The 19,194-nt window shown below is 44.9% G+C and carries 20 protein-coding genes; 7 read left to right on the top strand and 13 right to left on the bottom strand.

The genetic code is table 11. From position 1 onward, the window contains the following. Positions 1-18: 18 nt before the first annotated feature. From gpmI to lptF, 3 genes are all read right to left on the bottom strand, one after another. Positions 19-1,566 carry a 2,3-bisphosphoglycerate-independent phosphoglycerate mutase gene (gpmI, locus tag ACIG3F_RS01950; protein WP_396469144.1) on the bottom strand — a complete coding sequence of 516 codons (1,548 nt, stop codon included), beginning with the start codon at positions 1,564-1,566 and terminating at the stop codon, positions 19-21. A gap of 124 nt (positions 1,567-1,690) precedes the next feature. Beyond that, a complete protein-coding gene (lptG, locus tag ACIG3F_RS01945) occupies positions 1,691-2,761 on the bottom strand; it encodes an LPS export ABC transporter permease LptG (RefSeq protein ID WP_100357784.1) in 1,071 nt (356 codons plus the stop codon). A 2-nt stretch (positions 2,762-2,763) separates the two neighbouring features. Beyond that, positions 2,764-3,864 carry an LPS export ABC transporter permease LptF gene (gene lptF, locus ACIG3F_RS01940; RefSeq protein WP_005094462.1) on the bottom strand — a complete coding sequence of 367 codons (1,101 nt, stop codon included), beginning with the start codon at positions 3,862-3,864 and terminating at the stop codon, positions 2,764-2,766. Between the two features lie 156 nt (positions 3,865-4,020). On the opposite strand from lptF, the gene ACIG3F_RS01935 reads away from it, so the two are divergent. From ACIG3F_RS01935 to ACIG3F_RS01925, 3 genes are read left to right on the top strand one after another with little or no spacing between them, the layout of a single operon-like run. After that, a complete protein-coding gene (locus ACIG3F_RS01935; protein WP_396469141.1) occupies positions 4,021-5,469 on the top strand; it encodes a leucyl aminopeptidase in 1,449 nt (482 codons plus the stop codon). Then, positions 5,462-5,869, top strand: a complete 408-nt coding sequence (locus ACIG3F_RS01930) for a DNA polymerase III subunit chi (RefSeq protein WP_396469139.1) — start codon at positions 5,462-5,464, stop codon at positions 5,867-5,869. Before ACIG3F_RS01935 ends, ACIG3F_RS01930 begins: the two co-directional genes overlap by 8 nt. A 26-nt stretch (positions 5,870-5,895) precedes the next feature. Continuing rightward, positions 5,896-6,525: a hypothetical protein gene (locus ACIG3F_RS01925; RefSeq protein ID WP_396469137.1), complete on the top strand. Its 630-nt coding sequence runs from the start codon at positions 5,896-5,898 to the stop codon at positions 6,523-6,525. Positions 6,526-6,586: 61 nt separating this feature from the next. On the opposite strand, the gene ACIG3F_RS01920 is transcribed toward ACIG3F_RS01925, so the two are convergent. From ACIG3F_RS01920 to glnK, 7 genes are all read right to left on the bottom strand, one after another. Next, entirely contained in the window at positions 6,587-7,132 is a 546-nt protein-coding gene (locus ACIG3F_RS01920; RefSeq protein WP_396469135.1) for a VTT domain-containing protein, read from the bottom strand. A 109-nt stretch (positions 7,133-7,241) separates the two neighbouring features. Beyond that, positions 7,242-7,901 carry a riboflavin synthase gene (locus tag ACIG3F_RS01915; RefSeq protein WP_396469133.1) on the bottom strand — a complete coding sequence of 220 codons (660 nt, stop codon included), beginning with the start codon at positions 7,899-7,901 and terminating at the stop codon, positions 7,242-7,244. 22 nt (positions 7,902-7,923) lie between these two features. Further along, positions 7,924-9,216, bottom strand: coding sequence for a DNA adenine methylase (locus ACIG3F_RS01910; RefSeq protein ID WP_396469132.1), 1,293 nt, complete (start codon positions 9,214-9,216; stop codon positions 7,924-7,926). After that, positions 9,213-10,301, bottom strand: a complete 1,089-nt coding sequence (gene ribD, locus ACIG3F_RS01905) for a bifunctional diaminohydroxyphosphoribosylaminopyrimidine deaminase/5-amino-6-(5-phosphoribosylamino)uracil reductase RibD (protein ID WP_396469130.1) — start codon at positions 10,299-10,301, stop codon at positions 9,213-9,215. Before ribD ends, ACIG3F_RS01910 begins: the two co-directional genes overlap by 4 nt. A 2-nt stretch (positions 10,302-10,303) precedes the next feature. Next, positions 10,304-10,768, bottom strand: a complete 465-nt coding sequence (gene nrdR / locus ACIG3F_RS01900; RefSeq protein WP_396469128.1) for a transcriptional regulator NrdR — start codon at positions 10,766-10,768, stop codon at positions 10,304-10,306. 140 nt (positions 10,769-10,908) lie between these two features. Then, positions 10,909-12,321: an ammonium transporter gene (locus ACIG3F_RS01895; RefSeq protein WP_396469126.1), complete on the bottom strand. Its 1,413-nt coding sequence runs from the start codon at positions 12,319-12,321 to the stop codon at positions 10,909-10,911. A gap of 59 nt (positions 12,322-12,380) precedes the next feature. After that, entirely contained in the window at positions 12,381-12,719 is a 339-nt protein-coding gene (glnK, locus tag ACIG3F_RS01890) for a P-II family nitrogen regulator (RefSeq protein WP_004281042.1), read from the bottom strand. A gap of 277 nt (positions 12,720-12,996) precedes the next feature. Here glnK and ACIG3F_RS01885 point away from each other — a divergent pair, with 277 nt between their 5' ends. Next, positions 12,997-13,224 carry an accessory factor UbiK family protein gene (locus tag ACIG3F_RS01885; protein WP_168730904.1) on the top strand — a complete coding sequence of 76 codons (228 nt, stop codon included), beginning with the start codon at positions 12,997-12,999 and terminating at the stop codon, positions 13,222-13,224. Positions 13,225-13,290: 66 nt separating this feature from the next. Then, positions 13,291-14,781: a YifB family Mg chelatase-like AAA ATPase gene (locus ACIG3F_RS01880; RefSeq protein WP_396469123.1), complete on the top strand. Its 1,491-nt coding sequence runs from the start codon at positions 13,291-13,293 to the stop codon at positions 14,779-14,781. 46 nt (positions 14,782-14,827) lie between these two features. Here the strand turns inward: ACIG3F_RS01880 and ACIG3F_RS01875 are convergent, their stop codons facing one another. Beyond that, positions 14,828-15,568, bottom strand: coding sequence for a TorF family putative porin (locus ACIG3F_RS01875; protein ID WP_396469122.1), 741 nt, complete (start codon positions 15,566-15,568; stop codon positions 14,828-14,830). Positions 15,569-16,165: 597 nt separating this feature from the next. On the opposite strand from ACIG3F_RS01875, the gene ACIG3F_RS01870 reads away from it, so the two are divergent. Continuing rightward, positions 16,166-17,530, top strand: a complete 1,365-nt coding sequence (locus tag ACIG3F_RS01870; protein ID WP_005263971.1) for an OprD family outer membrane porin — start codon at positions 16,166-16,168, stop codon at positions 17,528-17,530. Positions 17,531-17,622: 92 nt separating this feature from the next. Here the strand turns inward: ACIG3F_RS01870 and ppa are convergent, their stop codons facing one another. Together ppa and ACIG3F_RS01860 are read right to left on the bottom strand one after the other, a co-directional pair. Further along, entirely contained in the window at positions 17,623-18,159 is a 537-nt protein-coding gene (gene ppa, locus ACIG3F_RS01865; protein WP_004281037.1) for an inorganic diphosphatase, read from the bottom strand. Between the two features lie 117 nt (positions 18,160-18,276). After that, positions 18,277-18,675 (bottom strand): MAPEG family protein, encoded by a 399-nt coding sequence (locus ACIG3F_RS01860; RefSeq protein ID WP_005108437.1) that lies wholly within the window; start codon positions 18,673-18,675, stop codon positions 18,277-18,279. A 100-nt stretch (positions 18,676-18,775) separates the two neighbouring features. Between ACIG3F_RS01860 and ACIG3F_RS01855 the strand changes: the two genes are divergently transcribed. After that, positions 18,776-19,156 carry a hypothetical protein gene (locus ACIG3F_RS01855; protein ID WP_396469119.1) on the top strand — a complete coding sequence of 127 codons (381 nt, stop codon included), beginning with the start codon at positions 18,776-18,778 and terminating at the stop codon, positions 19,154-19,156. The last annotated feature ends 38 nt before the right edge of the window (positions 19,157-19,194 follow it).

Raw genomic sequence — 19,194 nt, 5'->3', positions numbered from 1 at the left:
TTAGAATTTTATCGAAAATTATGCATCAAGCTGAATCAGGTTACGACCTTGCATTTCAGCAGGCACTGGAACTTGCATCAGGCTTAATAAAGTCGGTGCAACATCTGCCAATACACCGCCTTCTGCGATCGTGGCCTGAGTTGGACCCACATAAATAAATGGAACCAGTTCAGTGGTATGCTGAGTATGTACCTGACCACTGTGATAGTCCTGCATCTGCTCTACGTTACCATGATCGGCAGTCACAATCATATGACCTTTTTGCGCCATTACCGCTTCATAAACCCGGCCCAAACAGGTATCAACTGCTTCAACAGCTTTCACCGCAGCATCGAATACACCCGTATGACCGACCATATCACCATTAGCAAAGTTCACGACCAGCAGATCAAATTCACCTGAATTGATCGCAGCCACCAGCTCATCAGTCACTTCATAAGCACTCATTTCCGGTTTAAGGTCATAAGTGGCTACGTTTGGCGATGGAATCAGGATACGTTTCTCACCCGGATATTCATCTTCACGGCCGCCGCTGAAGAAGAAGGTCACATGCGCATACTTTTCTGTTTCCGCGATACGCAGCTGAGTTTTACCCAAGTTAGACAGGTATTCACCAATCGAGTTGACCAATGCTTCAGGCATATACGCCACAGGTGCATCAATCGTGGCTTGATAACGCGTCAACATGACAAACTTCGCCAGATTTGGCACCACTTTACGTTCAAAACCGGCAAAGTATTTTTCCACAAATGCGCGGGTCAATTCACGGGCACGATCGGCACGGAAGTTCATGAATACGACGCTATCGCCATCCTGAATTTTTGCCAGCTCGCCAATACGGGTCGCTTTGACAAACTCATCCGACTCATCGGCTGCGTAAGCCTGATCCAGACCTTCAACTGCGCTGGCAGCTGTACGAACCGCTTCACCTTCAGTCAACAAGCGATAGGCCTGTTCAACACGATCCCAACGGTTGTCACGATCCATGGCAAAATAACGGCCAATCATGGTCGCAATACGACCTTGACCTGGATATTGTGCGAATAAGGCATCAAGCTTTTCTAAAGATGGCTGTGCGCTTTTAGGTGGAGTATCACGACCATCTAAGAATGCATGTAAATAGACTTGCGCACCACGTTTCAGGGCCAGTTCAGCCATTGCCACGATATGGTCTTCATGTGAATGCACACCGCCTTCAGATAAAAGGCCAAGCAAATGTACTGCACCACCTGAAGCTTTAGCTTTCTCCACCGCATCGACCAGAACTTCATGTTCAAAGAAATCGCCAGTACGAATGTCTTTGGTAATTCGGGTAAAGTCCTGATACAGCACACGACCTGCACCGAGGTTCATATGTCCGACTTCCGAGTTACCCATCTGGCCATCTGGCAGGCCGACATCTTCACCTGAACCCGAGATCAAACCATGCGGATGCTTGTCCTGTATCGCAGTTAAATTTGGTCGTTTAGCTGCTAAAAACGCATTGTCTTCGACCGCTTCGCGATGACCCACACCATCCATAATCACCAAAACGTGAGGGATTTTGCCAGCAGTTGCATCCGTCATAATGAAATACTCTGTTCGTCTACGAATTAATCGCTCTATTTTAGCGAAGTTTATAAAAAGAGGCCATGACCCGTATATGGTTTAAGCCTCTCATGATGATTGATTTGTTCTATTTTCCTATGGTTTAGCGTGCCCGATGCAGCAAGTACCCCCCGATACCGAACATGATCAGAATCGGAATAAACACGAACCAGGCCGGAGATGGTGCATAAATCAGACTGGCATAGCCGAGGAAATCCTGCAGATAGAAGAATCCCAGTCCGGCAAATAAGGCAATCACCAGACGGAAACCCATGGATTGCTGACGCAACGGCCCGAAGATAAATGAACAGGCAATCACCACCAGTGCGATCAGGGCAAAAGGCGAACCGAGTTTTTGCCAGAAGGCTAACTGATAGGTTTTTGGCACTTGGCTGTATTCATGCATATAGCTCATGAAACTGACCAGTTGGCTCGGTGACAAGTCTTCAGGATCGATGGTGACCATATGCACATATTTTGGCTGTAATGCCAGTGCCAAAGGTTGCTGTTCCTGCTTGATCAGGGTAGCACTACCATTTTGCAGAATATCGAACTGCTCGGTATTGCTTAATGTCCAGGAGCCATCTGTGACGAATTCACCCTGATCCGCTTGCAAGGTGCCGCGTAAGCGATAATTTTCATCAAAATCCAGCATCTGCACATTTTTCAGCTGACCTTGCGAATTGGCATAATCAATATAAATAAAGCGCTGCCCTTCCCGTGTCCAGTAACCCCGCACTTCGCCCAGTTGCGCGGCTTTACTCGAACTTTTTACGCTCTTGGCCTGTTCATTGGTATAAGGAATCACCCACTCGCTCAAGGCAAATGACAAGACCACCAGCAGTAATGCTGAACGGATCACCCAGCCAACAATCCGCCACAGACTGATCCCGATCGAGCGCATCACAATCAGTTCACTATTTGAGGCTAATGTGCCCAAACCTAAAACCGCACCGATCAGCGCCGAGATCGGCAGAATTTCATAAAGATAATTCGGAGCACCCCAGAGCACATATTTCAAGGCATCCCAGGCGCCATAACCTTCTTTTAGTGAACCCAGCTCACCCAGATAAGTAAATAACACCTGTAAACCCGCCAACACAGCGGTTGCACCCAGCATCGCCAGCGCAGTGGTTTGGGTCACATGTTTTGCAACTATACGACGTGCCAACATTATTAAGACCTCACTCGCTGAATCTGTTTCTTGATTTTCGGGGCCAAATTCTGTTTACGTGAGAACAAGGCACCCGCAATCGCATAAGCAATCAGGATCAATGGATAAGCCCAGATCCCCATTTCCTCTTTACTGATCCGGGTTTTCACGGCCATTAACGCCACAATCAGACTGGCAAAAATCATGAGCGCCGGAAATAACTTGAGATAACGACCTTGGCGTGGACTCACTTCAGACAAGGCCACGGCCAGAATCAAAGCAATCAGAATCGCAAATGGTACAAATACCCGCCAGCCTAATTCACTGGCCACCACAGGATCCTGACGGTTCTGCCACAATTGCGAGGTTGGCAGGGCTTCAACTTCAGCACTGGCAAACTGTGCTTCCTCATCATTTTCTAAACGCAGACGATAGCTTGCAAATTCAGCCTGGGTATATTGCGGAGTGCCCGGATAGATTTCATAACGGCGACCTTGAACCAGATCGACCACATTGGCCGCATCATTTGGCACCTCGATGCGGGTGGCTTCCTGGGCCAGAATCATCACATCCGGTTTACCGGGTTTTTCTGCCCGCTGATAGAAGAAAATATCTTTTAAGTTTTTACGGTCTTCAGACAGATCACCGGCATAAATGGTATAGGGGCCAGAGGAAATAAATTCTTTGGGTCGTACCAGATCAAAGCCGGTGCGTACCGCCTGACTGGTGGTCAGCGCTTCAAACTGGCGGATTCCCCATGGCGCTGCCCAGAGCATCAAGCCGGCTTGGGCAATGAGAAACACCAAGGTCATCGGCACCAGAAGGCGCGCCAATTGATGCCGGCTGACACCACTGCCATTCATCACCGCCATTTCATGGTCGACATATAAACGGCCAAATACCAGCATCAGGCCAATAAAGAAACCGAGCGGAAGAATTAAGGTTAAAAACTCAGGCAAACGGTAGCCAATGATGCTAAATAAAATGCCTGCATCCAGACGGCCTTGCGCTGCGACACCAAAATACTTGATCAGTCGGCCACCCATCATGATCAAGGTCAATAAGGCAATCACCACCAAGGATGTCGAGACAACTTGCTTGACCAGATAACGCCGAATAATCAAATTAATTCTTCCAAAATAAGGTCTATAAAACGAGTGCTAGTTTACCCGAATAGCAAAAATATAAAACCTAGACGGCCCTACCCATTGAAACTCTATTCAGATAAATGGTTCAATGACTGAATGATTTACAAATCTAGACAGGCGTGAAAACAGAATATGAAACTTACAATTAATACGTCATTCCCAGAGAATGGATCAAGTCAATCTTTGTTGATTTTAGTTGACTCAGAACAACTTCAAAATACCACCTCAACCTATCAAATCAACAATTTAGACCGATTAATTGAAGCATCTCAGTTCAAAGCAGCTTTAGCTGAAAGTCTGAGCCTGATTGGCCAAGTCAGCCAGTCCAGCCATGCAGCACTGATCGGTTTAGGCAAAGTCGCTGAATTGCAACCAGCAAAACTCGCAAAAATTGCCCAGACTATTATTCAGGCCACTCAAAAAAAATTCAAACAGATTTCTGTAGACCTGACACAACTTCCACAAGAATTGCATTATCTGTTTGCTCTGGCTTTGACTCAAGCCAGCTATGGTTATGATGAATATAAGTCGAAAAAGAATGAATTTGTACTTGAACAGATCGACCTGATTGCCACGCATAGCGTTTTAACGACAGAACAGCTGCAACTGGTTCAAGCAGTACAGAGCGGGCAAAACCTGGCACGTGATCTGGGCAACCGTCCGGGCAATATCTGTTTCCCTGAATATCTTGCAGAACAGGCGATGGCTTTGGCTGCTGAATATCCAGACCTGCTTAAAGTCACTGTGCTAGATGAACAGCAGATGGCAGATTTAGGCATGGGTGCTTTCCTTGCGGTAAGTAAAGGTTCAGAGCGTCCAGGTCGTATTATCAGCATGGAATATCAGTCAGAGCGTAGCGAAGCGCCGGTAGTCTTGGTGGGTAAAGGTATTACTTTTGATACCGGCGGTATTTCACTTAAACCAGGCGCAGGCATGGATGAAATGAAATACGACATGTGCGGTGCAGCCTCTGTACTGGGTACCATGCGTGCACTGTGTGAAGCACGTTTACCCCTGCATGTCGTGGGAACTATTGCCGCAGCAGAAAACATGCCTTCAGGTAAAGCCACTCGTCCTGGCGATATTGTAACGACCATGAGTGGCCAGACGGTTGAGATCCTGAATACCGATGCCGAAGGCCGTCTGGTGTTATGTGATACCCTCACCTATGTAAAACGTTTTAATCCTGCTTTGGTGATTGATATCGCAACTTTAACTGGTGCCTGTGTGGTCGCTTTGGGGTCAGTGCTGACGGGTCTGTTCACGCCAGATGATAAACTGGCAGCAGAACTGGAAGCTGCCGGCCAGCATTCCTTTGACCGGGTATGGCGTATGCCGGTACTGGAAGACTATCAGGAACAGCTGGATTCGCCATTTGCCGACATTGGCAATATTGGTGGTCCAAAAGCCGGTTCTGTAACTGCAGCCTGCTTCCTGCAACGTTTTACCCGTGAATATCGCTGGGCGCATCTGGATGTGGCTGGTACGGCGTGGAACTCAGGCACAAATAAAGGGGCGACCGGCCGTCCAGTCCCATTATTAATGCAATTCCTGGCAAATCGCGTTCAAAGCAATGGCTAAAGTCAGCTTTTATTTATTTGAAAAAAGTCCTGAACGACAAGTGGACAGCACTTGTCGTTTATGCCGTAAGATTCTGCGTCAGCCGGCGCGGATCTGGTTACTGTGTGCCGATGCCGAATTGCAACAGCAGCTGGATGAATGTCTGTGGAGTTTTGACCCAGCGAGTTTTATTCCCCATGGAATTGACCAGCCTCAGGCGACGGTCTGTATTTCGGCAACACTACCGGAACAGTCCGACTGGATTATTTTCAATTTTAATCCGGAAGCACTTGAACCTTACGCAAAATTTAGTCACATTATTGAGATCATTGAAAACCATGAAACAGCGAAACAGCTGGGTCGTGAAAAATTCAAGCAATATCGTCGATTAGGTATTGAACCGGACACCCATAAGCTTTAACCGATATCATCCACAAGGAGAGGCACGTGGCATTAAATGTAGGTCCCGATTTTAAACAGCGCTGGTTAAATGTACCGGAAGCTGTACGTCAGACCTTTATCGATGACCTCTCTCGGATCTGCGATATTTTAAAGCCAGAAACGTCTTTGGAAGAATGGCAGAATCGCGACCAGCGCTTGCAACAGGAATCTGAACGCAAGATCGAAGCCGCCTATGCGCAGCGCAAGGCTGAATTGATTGAAGAAGCCCGTATTCGCAAACAGCTCGCGCTTGAAAAAGCCTTGGCCGAGAAACGTGCCGAAGAAAAGGCCTATCAGGAACAGCTACGTCTTGAAGAACAGCGCAAATTTAGCGAACAAAGTCAGGCGCTTGCTGAAATAAAGATGCATCTAGAGACTGAAGTGCAGCACTATGTCGCACGTTATGCAAAAAATCCTGAGACGACTTTTGATTTTGCCAGAGGTCGCATCCAGATTGAGGACCAGAGCATTTTATCCGAATTAGAAAGTGTGCGTTTACGTCTGGAACTTGAGGCAGAAACCGTGATTGAACAGACCGTCAATGCACTGCGTGAAAAAATGCGTGCGGCGGCCAAAGAAGAAATCGAGTATATGCTGAAAAATTCGGAATTTTCTGATCAGCCACGCAATATTTAAATGATCCTTTCAGATTTAAAAAGCCCGAAAATTCGGGCTTTTTTGTCTTCTATGTCGCGTCTTAGAAAAAATCTGCCAGCATAAAGGCAGCATTTCCGAGCAAGTAGCCAATGCTTAATAACGTGCTAATCCAGAGGACGCCACCCGCAATATTATAAAAGCTGAATGTGGCAAAGCTCATATGCGCTGAACCGGCGGCAAAAGGGCCAAATGAGCGGACAAAGGGAATAAAACGTGCGATTAAAATAGTTTTACCGCCATGTTTCATAAAATAGTGATTGGTTTTCACCATATATTCCGGCTTGAAATAACGTGAATGCTGATTGAAATATTTTAAACCGAGAACTTTTCCGGTGTAATAATTCACGCTATAGCCCAGCACCGAGGCAGTGAATAACAACAGCCCCATCGAATGCAGGGTCACCAGATCGCTGCTGGCGCACAAAGCTCCCACAGCCAGCAATAAACTGTCGCCGGGCAGGAAAAAGAAAAACACCGAACCTGTTTCTGCAAAAATCACCAGAAACAGGATTGCATAAATCCATACCCCATATTGATCGAGCAATAGCGGCAATGACTGTTCCAAGTTAAGTAAAAAATCGAGCATTCGACCCGCCCACCCAGGCAATATTTGCAAGTTGAACTGCTGATTATCCCGAAAAATAAAAAAACAGTCTAATTTTTCAATCAGACTGTTCAGTAAATCAACATTTCTTTTATTTTAAGAAACCATTTTCAGCCAGAAAATCCATGCTGATTTTTGATTGTTCAGTGGTGTCCGCGGCTTTATCACCAAGCAATAAACGCTCGATATAACGTGCCAATACATCCACTTCCAGATTGACCTTGCTGCCAACTTTCCAGGTACCAATATTGGTCCGTTCAGCCGTATGTGGAATCAGGTTCAGACTGATCACACTGCCACGCAAATGATTAATCGTCAGACTGATGCCGTCGACTGTAACCGAGCCTTTTTCTGCGAGATATTTGGCAATTTCAGCAGGTGCAGTGACTTCATAATAAATTGAACGTGCATCTTCACGAACCAGCGTAATTTCGCCGACTGCATCGACATGACCTGACACAATATGACCGCCAAAACGCGTAGTCGGTAACATGGCTTTTTCGACATTGACAGGTTGACCGGCTTTCCAGGTGCCAAGCGTAGTCCGGTTCAGACTTTCACGGGAAACATCAGCTGCATACCAGTTTTCGCCCCAGTCGATCACAGTCAGGCAGATACCATTGGTCGCGATAGAATCGCCCAGATGCACATCCGACATGTCCAGATCAGTCTGGATGCATAAACGCACATCACCACCAACGCTTTGCAGACTTTCGACTTTGCCTAGGCTTTCGATAATACCTGTAAACATTTTTATTTCCTTTTCAATTCTTTTACCAGAGTGCCAACTGGGTACTGACGCCGGTCGTATCGACACCGCCCAATTCTGCATAATGATGCAGCTGGCTGAGTAATTGACGGATCGGTGGACCTGACTTGGCGTGGGTATCGGTAATCACAATAAATTCCAGCACGCGTGCACGTTCAGACTGACGCTGTTTGCTGACCCGATACCGTGGCACGTCCTGGGTCAGCAAGGTCACCCGACCACGTTTCAAGTTGGCCTGCAATAAATCAGTAGCGCTGATATTGCCGTCGGTTGAATAACTGGTCAGGATGAAACGCGCATTAATGGTCGCCAACAGGTTTTGATAGGCTTCTTGTGCATATTTGGAAGAGTTGTACTGACTCGGACGTTCTTTACGCCATGCCCGGTCAATCCCGCTCTTAAAGCCCTTAGTATCCGGAGTCGGCAAATCGGCCTGATCCCACAAGGTCAGCGCATTCAGAACATGGTAATTACTGCTATACGCATGCTGATTATACGGCGGATCCAGATAAGCCACATCCACTTCAAAGCCGCTCATCTGATTGGCCAGATGCTGGGCATCGACACACCACATTTCTGCGGCCATCCCCTTTTTCTGATCCGACTCACAAAAACGGCTTGGCGTTAGCCACAGTAAAGATTCAATCCGTTCCAGCGCAGTTTGGGTTTTCCCGCCCCAGCCATGGTGGAAGCTTTTGAAAACACCAGAAGTATTGCTGACAAAACTGGCGGAATACAGCAAAGGCGCCAGCAAGGCAGACATTTCCACATCATCAATTGCACCTTGGGCCTGCCAGGCGGCAATCTGCTGACGAATCGCATCAATACGCATGCCGTTACGACGTTTAAAGAACAAACGGTCACGGGCCGGATCATAAATTTCATCATTGCGCGGACACAGGTTATGCGTCACCCAGCCCTTCACTTCCGGCAGACGGTTTAGATAATCAATCGCTTTCTGATAACCACCCAGCTCTTTAAATGCTGGCGCTTCCGTACAGGCCAGTACTGCATGATTCAGCGCATGGCTATACGGCTCCCAGTCATTGGCAATCACGCGATAGCCATTCTGACGGGCCAAACGTGAAACCACACCTGAACCGGCAAAAAAATCAGCAAAGATCGGCGCACGACCATCGCTACGTTTCAGGGTTCCTGTACTTTCCAACGCTTCCAGAATTAAATGCAGTAAACGGCGTTTGTTACCTAGATAAGGAACCAGCTGATGGAAAAGATATTCATCGGTGGTACGTGCCGCATGGCGACGTTTATGATAAACCGTAGACTCTGAACTCATAGTGTCTCTTGAAAAGGAATTAGCCTGAAGCGCACGTCATCACCTAAGCGAGTTACATCGCGCAGCTTAAATCGGAGTTGTTCGGCCATATGGCTAAATTCTGCATTAAACATGGTACGCGCAGACTGACCCAATAGGGTCGGTGCAACGTAACTGATCAGTTCATCAACCAATTGTTCTTGTAAAAATGCCGTAGATAAGGTCGCCCCTGCTTCCACCAAGACATCATAAATCTGATGCTGCTGAACCAGTTGCTTTAATAATTCTGCTAAAGGCTGTACCGGCAAGTGTAGCACACCCAGGTCTGCAAGCTCTTGACGAAATGGCCCCATCACCATCACTGTTTCAGGTTGCGCTAAAATCTTTGCACTCAGTGGCAGACGTCCCTGACGATCCAGAACAATCCGTTTCGGTTGCACCACGGTCTTGATATCTTCAACAGCATCCAGTTGACGTACATTCAGCTGACAGTCATCAGCAAGGACCGTTTCAATTCCGGTAATCACCGCGCCTGAAATCGCACGCCAATGCTGTACATCCTGACGTGCTGCTACACCGGTAATCCATTTCGATTCACCTGATGCCATCGCGGTACGGCCATCCAGGCTTGAGGCAATTTTTAAACGCACATAAGGCATACCGGTCGCCATGGCTTTCAGGAAGCCTTGATTCAGCTCATGCGCTTCATCTTCACAGATGCCAACGTCTACCTCAATGCCCGCATCTTTCAGGATCTGTACGCCCTTTCCGGCCACCAGCGGATTGGGATCAGGACAGGCCACGACAACTTTAGCCACACCTGCTTCCACCAGACCTTTGGCACAAGGCGGTGTCCGGCCATAATGCGCACAAGGTTCTAAAGTCACATAAGCGGTTGCACCACGTGCCTGTTCACCGGCCTGACGCAGCGCAAAGACTTCAGCATGTGGCTGGCCGGCTTGGGGATGAAAGCCTTCACCAATCACGATGCCATCTTTAACAATGACACAGCCGACATTCGGATTCGGTTTGGTGGAATATTGCCCCTGACGTGCCAATTCAATGGCCCGGCGCATCCAGATTTGATCTTGATTCAGTTCAGCCATGCTTATTCTTGTAATTCTCGTTGTTGCATCTGTTCAATCTGATGACGAAAAGCTTCGACATCCTGAAAATCCTGATAGACCGAAGCAAAACGCACATAGGCAACATGATCCAGAGCAAATAAAGACTGCATCACGATTTCACCGATGGTACGTGATTTCACATCACGCTCACCCAGACGGCGAATCTGTAGCTGAATATCGATCAGCACTGTTTCAATCTGCTCCTGGGTCACCGGGCGTTTTTGCAAGGCATGCATCAGGGAACGGCGTAATTTGGCTTCATCGAAAGGTTCATTTTTGCCATCCGACTTGATGACGCGCGGCATCACCACTTCATAGCTTTCAAAGGTAGTGAAGCGTTCATTACAACTGACACATTCACGGCGACGACGAATCTGACAGCCTTCAGCTGCCAGGCGTGAATCAATCACTTTACTGTCTGCAGTATTGCAAAATGGGCAATGCATAGCGGTTTAATTGAACAAATCCAGATGGATTCCGAGTGTAGCAAAAATTACAAACTTTGTAGAGTTTTACGCAACATATAGAAAAAAAACAGCCCATTCGGGCTGTTTTACACTATATATTGATTATGGTGGATTTATTATTATTCGACACGTTCGCCATGTTGGCTTAAATCCAGACCCATACGCTCATCATCAGATGCTACACGGATTCCAATGATCAAGTCGATGACTTTCAGGATAATGAAGGTCATGATCGCAGAGTAAGCAATTGTCGCCAGTACACCTTCCACTTGCACCCAAAGCTGATGCATGACATTTGCAGGAGCATTGTCCCCCATGATGAATTCGCTGGCAAAGAACGCGGTTAAAATCGCGCCGACAATACCACCTACACCATGCAAACCAAAAGCATCTAAAGAGTCATCGGCTTTCAATGCACGTTTCAGTGCAGTAATCCCCCAGAAACACACCACACCACCGATCAGACCCATCGCCAATGCACCGCCTACAGTCACAAAACCTGCAGCTGGAGTAATGACCACCAGACCAGCAACTGCACCCGATACGCCGCCCAGTACAGAAGCTTTACCACGTGCCAGTTTTTCAGTGATTAACCAGGAGATGGCTGCTGCCGCTGCTGCGACTTGAGTCACGATCAAGGCATAGCCTGCAGAACCGTTGGCACCTAATGCAGAACCACCGTTGAAACCGAACCAGCCTACCCAGAGCAAAGATGCACCAACTACTGTAAGCGTCAGGTTATGCGGTGCCATAGATTCACGACCCAAGCCCATACGTTTGCCTAGCATATACGCTGCTACCAGACCGGCAACACCCGAGTTGATATGTACAACCGTACCACCTGCAAAATCAAGCGCGCCGTCGTTACCTAACCAGCCACCACCCCATACCCAGTGGGTAATTGGTGCATAGACAATCACCACCCAAAGTGCGATGAAAGCAACGAAAGCACCAAATTTCATACGTTCTGCAATCGAACCGCTGATGATGGCAACCGTAATAATGGCAAAAGTCATTTGGAAAATCACAAACAGGATTTCAGGAATCGTACCTGAAAGCGCCTCTGTGGTGATACCAGCCAGCATGAACTTGTCCAGGCCACCTACAAAGGCATTGCCTTCACCGAAAGCTAGGGTATAACCAATAATCACCCAAGCAATACTGACCACCGCCGCAGCAATAAAGCTATGTGCCATCGTCGCCAGAACGTTTTTCTTACGGACCATACCGCCATAAAATAGCGCCAAGCCAGGAATGGTCATAAGTAGAACTAAAGCAGTAGAGGTTAAAACCCAGGCAGTATCGCCGGTATCTAGAGTTGGTTCTTCTTCTGCAGGCGCTACAGCTTCAACTGGCGCTGCTTCAGCAATTGCTGCTGTAGTGTCTGTTGTTGTATTTGTGGTATCGCCTGCTTCTTCAACAAGTACAATTTCTTCTGTCGGTGTTGTTGCTGTTGCAGCTTCTTCAGCCCATGCAACAGAACCACCAAAAAGAGCGCCGGCCATGCCGAACGCGAGTAGCATTTTTTTCATTCGTATCCCCCAACCAAGTTTTTGTGAGTTATTAGGTACTCAGCAAACTTCGTGCCAAGTTAGACAGCGTCTGCACCTGTTTCACCTGTACGAATACGGATGACTTGTTCTAAGTTAGTCACGAAAATTTTTCCGTCACCGATTTTTCCAGTGCTCGCCACACGAGTAATAGATTCAATCACCGCGTCTACCATTTCATCGCTAATCGCGATTTCAATTTTGACTTTCGGCAAGAAATCTACAACGTATTCAGCACCACGATAGAGTTCAGTATGGCCTTTTTGACGACCAAAGCCTTTCACTTCAGTTACAGTGATGCCTTGAACACCAATTTCAGACAATGCTTCGCGAACATCATCTAATTTAAAAGGTTTTACAATTGCAGTTACGAGCTTCATGTTTGTTTTCCTTCGGCTTATTTCACCAGTAAGGTTTTACGTTCAAATTTCATGCCAAGATTCCTAAGGTCGGGGGAAGTTAGAAAGCCCGGCATGTGGTTTATTTATACCTTATTTTATACGGATAAAGGCTTTGAATCTTCAAAAAATAGACATTTTTTATGTGGATTTTTACAATATCTTTAATTGAATAAGTCTATATTTTGTCTGAAATACTATAGTCTGCATTTTAGCAATGCTAAACTGTGCGCTCCTTTCTACGGCGATGGATCAGACGATGATTGAAACTTTATTACAAGCAATTTTGCAGCAAGTCGAACAACCTAAGAAAGATGTGGAACATAATATCCGTGCCCTGTTAAATGAAGCAGTGGCAAAAATGGATTTGGTGTCTAAAGAGGAAATAGAACGTCAGCGTACTGCCCTAAATAATGCCAATCATCGCTTGAATGATTTGCTGAAACAGGTAGAAGCATTAGAAGAGAAAATTTCGAACAAAAAATAAGCACAACTACAGTGCACAAAAGACACCAGAACTTTAAAAATAACGCACCAAATTGGAACAATAATAATGTCTTTTGCCAAAATTTATACGCGAGGCTTACTGGGCCTGCATGCGCCTTTAATTGAAGTCGAAGTTCATGTCAGTTCGGGTATGCCTTCGCTCACTATAGTTGGGCTTCCCGAGGCAGCGGTACGCGAAAGTAAAGACCGGGTACGCTCTGCCATTTTGAATAGCGGCTTTCAATTTCCGACCAAACGTCTGACCATTAATCTGGCCCCTGCAGATCTGCCAAAAGATGGTTCACGTCTGGATTTACCGATTGCATTAGGCATTTTAGTGGCTTCCGGGCAGCTGCCTGAAGATTGCACCGAGCATCTTGAATTTATTGGCGAGTTGGCCCTCGATGGTCAATTACGTCCTGTCAGCGGTACCTTGAGTATTGCCATTGCCTGTCAAAGCGACCAGCATCAACTGATTTTACCTGGCCCAAATGCACAGGAAGCCTGTCAGCTCCCAGACTTTAAAGTCTTTGCAGCCAATCATTTAAAAGAAGTGTGTGAACATCTTTCCCAAGCGCAGCGCTTGCCGCAAATAGAAGCCGGCCCACTCGCTACAGACCATTTTTATAAGTTTGATCTTGCGGATGTAAAAGGACAATTACGACCACGGCGTGCTTTAGAAATTGCCGCGGCAGGTGGTCATTCCCTGCTGTTCCGAGGCCCCCCTGGAACAGGCAAGACCTTGCTAGCTTCTCGATTGGCCAGTATTTTACCGCCCTTAAAGACGCAGGAAAATCTGGAAGTGGCCAGTATTTATTCGGTGGCGAATGCCAATCACCCTTTTGGACAACGGCCTTTTCGAGCACCGCATCATACTGCTTCTGCGGTAGCATTGGTCGGTGGCGGCTCACACCCCAAGCCAGGAGAAATTACCCTGGCACATTTAGGGGTTTTATTTCTGGACGAGCTCCCTGAATTCGACCGCAAAGTATTGGAAGTTCTACGTCAGCCTTTGGAAGCAAAGGAAATCATCATTTCCCGAGCATCACGCCAGATTACTTTTCCTGCCAATTTCCAGTTGGTGGCTGCCATGAATCCCTGTCCATGTGGGTATGCCTTTAATCAGGATATCCGTTGCCAATGTTCACCAGAAAGTATTAAACGCTATCAGAGCCGGATTTCAGGCCCGTTGCTGGATCGGATTGATTTGCATATTGATGTGCCGCCATTACAGGCGCATGAGTTACAGGACAATCGGCCTACAGAAAACTCGGAAACGGTCAGACAACGCGTCATTGCGGCCTATGAAATTCAGATGCAACGGCAAAATACCTTGAATATGAGTTTGAGTCCAAAGCAGCTAGAGCAATATGCCGCATTAGACCAGTCTGCTCAGAATATGCTTGAACTGGCTCAGCAAAAACTGAATTTATCAGCACGTGGCTATCATCGGGTCTTGCGTGTCGCACGCACCATTGCCGATTTGAATCAAAGTCCAGATATTCAAAGTCAGCATCTTTCGGAAGCCCTGTCTTATCGCGGGCAGCAGCAGATTTAGGTCATTAAAAAAGGCGACCTAAGGTCGCCTTTTTATCTAAAGAGAATTAGAAGCTATAACCGAGTCCGAATACGACTTTATTCTTTTGTTTTTCATCAAAACGGTCATAACCACCCAAGATATAATTCATGCTTGCAGTTACACCTGTGTCACCAAGTGGCTTGCTTAAACCGATGTCAAAATGACGAAAACCAAAACTTTCTGTAGTTCCTTCAATATCACCTGATTTTTCATAAGCATATAAGCCTAAAGCTGTATCCAAGCTGAAATCTTGTGGTAAAGCATAGCTATAAGTAGCTTTTAAATAGGTATCACCTGCATTGCCCCAAGCGGTATCTTCTAAAAGTGTCTGTGCGGTTACACCAAAATCTTTATAAGTCAGACCAAGGTTTGTTTCAAAACCATTCGAATCTGAATTACCAACATCATAATAGTAGTAATAGGTTAAACCGACGGTATAACCTAAGTCATCATTAATAGAACCGTTATAACCTGCATAAAAGTCATTTTCGAATTCAGATCCATTATTTTCAAAACCATAATCGCTATAATCTAGTGTAGAACCCCACCAACCTGCATAGAAGCCAGACGCATGGTTATAATCTAAACCACCTTGAAGCGTTGCACCCTTATTTTCAGGTGCACTCGTAATACCACGTAAGTTATAGCTTGAAAGTACGCTGATATTTCCAGATACCGTATGTTCAGCAACAGGTTCTTCGGCAAAAGTAAAAGAAGATACAGCACTCAATAAAGCAAGAGATAATACTTTTAATGTTAATTTCATTGTGTGGCTCCCCCAGATCGTCTGAGACGTTTTTATGATCATTGATTAAACTCAAGTTCAAAATTTGCAAGAGCTATGCCAATCTGGATAAAAGGAACCAAAATAATAAATCTAAAAAGACAAATAAAATTTAAACCATTGTTTTTAAATAAAAATTAAAATTATGAAAAAATGAATTATCTAAGCTTTCTTTTAAATAAATGTAGTTAAGGGTATTTCATCAATTTTTTAATACTTATACATAATCATTTACAATTTGCCCCATTTTGATTCTATTTTTGTAATGATTAAAATTTGTGCTAAAAAATAGTGCGTAATTTTTGATCACATTTTTTGCACGTTCTAAAATAAATAAGCTGCTTATGTTCATTTCACCCCTTCAGAAATATCATTTATATCTTCCAATAAAATTATGTTTTTACTCACTTTTTACCGACAGTTTAAAAATTAATCACCTCAAATCCTTGCTATTGTTTAATTTGAGTTAAAAAAATCTAAACTTTAGTGGAATATATCTAATAAAAAATGACATTTTTTTAGCATTTCTTATACAATTCCTAAAAAATTCCGATCAATTTGTATAAGGCTCTCTTCCCAATGCAAAATTCAAAAAAATTAACATTAGCAGTTTTGATTCAGGCTGCTTTGGTTTCTACTGCTTTCGCTAGCGAGCAAAGTGAATCGAAAGGTTTTGTAGAAGATGCTGAAGGTTCTGTACTGTTCCGTACCGGTTATATCAGCCGTGACTATAAAGATACTACACCTGGCTCAGATCGCAGTTCATTTGCTCAGACAGCAATTGTAAAATTAGACTCAGGCTTCACCAAAGGTACCGTAGGCTTTGGTGCCGGTATTATTGGCGATGCATCTTTCAAACTAGGTGAAAATGCACATGCTGGTAATGACATGATCCCGACACACGGTGGTCAAGATGCGCAAGGTCGTGTAGATGCTTATGATCATTGGGCACGTGGTGGCGCATATGTAAAAGCACGTGTTTCAAACACGACTGCAACTTATGGTACTCAAGTTTTAGACTTGCCTGTGCTGGCAAGTAATACAGCACGCTTGGTTCCTGAATACTTCACAGGTGTGTTAGTTGAAAGCAATGAAATTGAAAACTTAAACTTAGTTGCTGGTAAATTTACTGAAAATCAACGTTCAAGCCAGATCAAATCTGATGGTAATGAACTGGATCGCGCAATCGTTTGGGGTGCGAAATATAAATTTAATGATGCAGTTAATGCTTCTTATTACGGTACAGACATTAAAGACCGCCTAGAGCGTCATTATGTCAATGCCAACTATAGTTATAAACTTGCTAATGACAGCACCTTAACTCATGACTTTAGTGGTTATCATACGAACTGGGATCGTGAAGCTAATAATAGTCTTTATTCATATATCGGTTCTGTAGACGATAAATTCAAAAATTCAATCTGGGCGATTTCAACAACTTATAATAAAGGCCCACACAATGTCATGCTTGCTTACCAACAAAATACGGGTAATACAGGTTATGACTACGGTCTAGGTCAAGGTGTAGGTGATGGTCATCAAACTATTTATATGCCGAACTCATACCTATCTGACTTCATAGGCAATGATGAAAAATCTGTTCAACTTCAATATACTTTTGATTTTGGTGCAATAAATGTTCCTGGCCTATCTTGGACTTCTGCATTTGTATATGGCTGGGATATTGATGCAAGCCGTGCTGTTCGTGTAGACCCAAATGATAGTGATTCAGCTCTACTTGGCCGTACTATTACAACTGATGATGCACAAGAACGTGAATTCTTTAACCAAGTGAAATATACCGTTCAATCTGGTTTTGCCAAAGACGCGAGCCTTCGTGTACGTCACTCATATTACCGTGCTGACCAAGCCTATAATGATGTTTACATGCCAGATACTAACGAATGGCGTTTATTCTTAGACATTCCTGTGAAATTATTCTAATTCACTCGAATTTCAAGCCATAAAAAAACCTGCACATTGTGCAGGTTTTTTATTTTAGGCTTTAAAAATTTAAAACCTAAACCGTAAAGCAATTACTTGTTTGCTTCTGCATAAGCTGCAATTGAGTCCAGTACTTCTTGTTTCGCAACATCAGCACCTTCCCAACCACTCAGCTTGACCCATTTGCCTGGCTCAAGATCTTTGTAATGCTGGAAGAAATGTTCGATCTGGCTGATCAACAATGGAGGAAGATCAGTATATTCCTGAACATCTTTGTAGATTGGAGTCAGTTTGTCATGTGGAACTGCAACCAGTTTCGCATCAACACCACCATCATCTTCCATGTTCAATTTACCGACAGGACGACAACGAATGACTGAACCTGGCTCTACTGGATGAGGTGTTACCACCAGTACGTCTAATGGATCACCATCAAGCGATAGGGTGTTTGGTACATAACCGTAGTTTGCTGGGTAGAACATTGCTGTACCCATGAAACGGTCTACAAATAACGCATCAGAATCTTTATCGATTTCGTATTTGATTGGTGCTGCATTTGCAGGAATTTCGATGATCACATAGATATCGTTTGGCGCATCTTTACCCGCTGGGATATTGCTGTAGCTCATAGCATCACTCTTTAACAAGTTATATCTTTTAAAAAACCGCGACAATTATAACGGTTTTTAAAGATTTTTTTGGATTTTAAAATATCGAACTGTAAATATGTCCGCTGACTTGATGACTTAAACCAACTTGATGATCAGCAGCAATAAAGCCACCGGACATAACATCGAGAGTAACCATACGATGGAGCGTAAAGTCGCCCAGTTGGCCAAATAGCAGATTCCGTACAACACACGAAAAACCAGATAAGCCACACCAAAAGTCATCACTACACTTTGCGGCACTACCATATATTCCGCCATTAAAATAGCAGCAATAAAGAGTGGTAAACTTTCAAAGCTGTTCTGCTGGGCAGCATTGGCGCGACTGGCCAGTCCTGAAGACTTTTCTAAAAATGCCCGTGGGTTCTGATTGTCTTTGCTGCTGAAGCCTGCTGATTTTTTTGCAATCAATGTAAACACATAAGGCAAAAGACAAGCGGCCAAAATGAGATAAATAACCCCACTAATGCTGTGCATCTGTTTTTTCTCATGAAAATTTTATCTCTATCATAGCATGGCATTTCGTGAATAAATTTTGTTAAATAGAGTGCTTTTTATTACTTGTTAAGGATTCACTATGGTCGCACCTGATCAAAATGAAATGTTCGATGTCCTCGAGAAACAACGCCAGCATCAACGTCAAGTGGATCGCGTATTAAAAATTGTCCTGCCGATTGTGGCATTTCTGATGGCTGTCATTTGTGCCAATATGAATATCTGGTCGCCGATCTTCACCTTTGTCATTTTATGGATTGCCTTTTATTTCGTAGGTATCAAGCGTACACCACTCTGGCACTGGCTGGTCTCGATTCTGGTGTATTGTTTGATCGACAACATTCTAAGTTATGGCAGCTTTAATCAAACCGGATTTACCCGCCAGTTTGGCACCATGTTTATTTTCTTGGGAGTTATCGGCGTAGGCCGTCCGTATTTTGATCGCTGGTTAATGAAAAAATAAAAAGTCCAAATCAAAAAAAGCGCCTGACGGCGCTTTTT

This window comes from Acinetobacter sp. NPDC052428 (genome assembly GCF_044547685.1).
Taxonomy (GTDB): Bacteria; Pseudomonadota; Gammaproteobacteria; order Pseudomonadales; family Moraxellaceae; genus Acinetobacter; species Acinetobacter lwoffii_G.
This window is presented reverse-complemented; position numbering and strand designations above follow the sequence as displayed.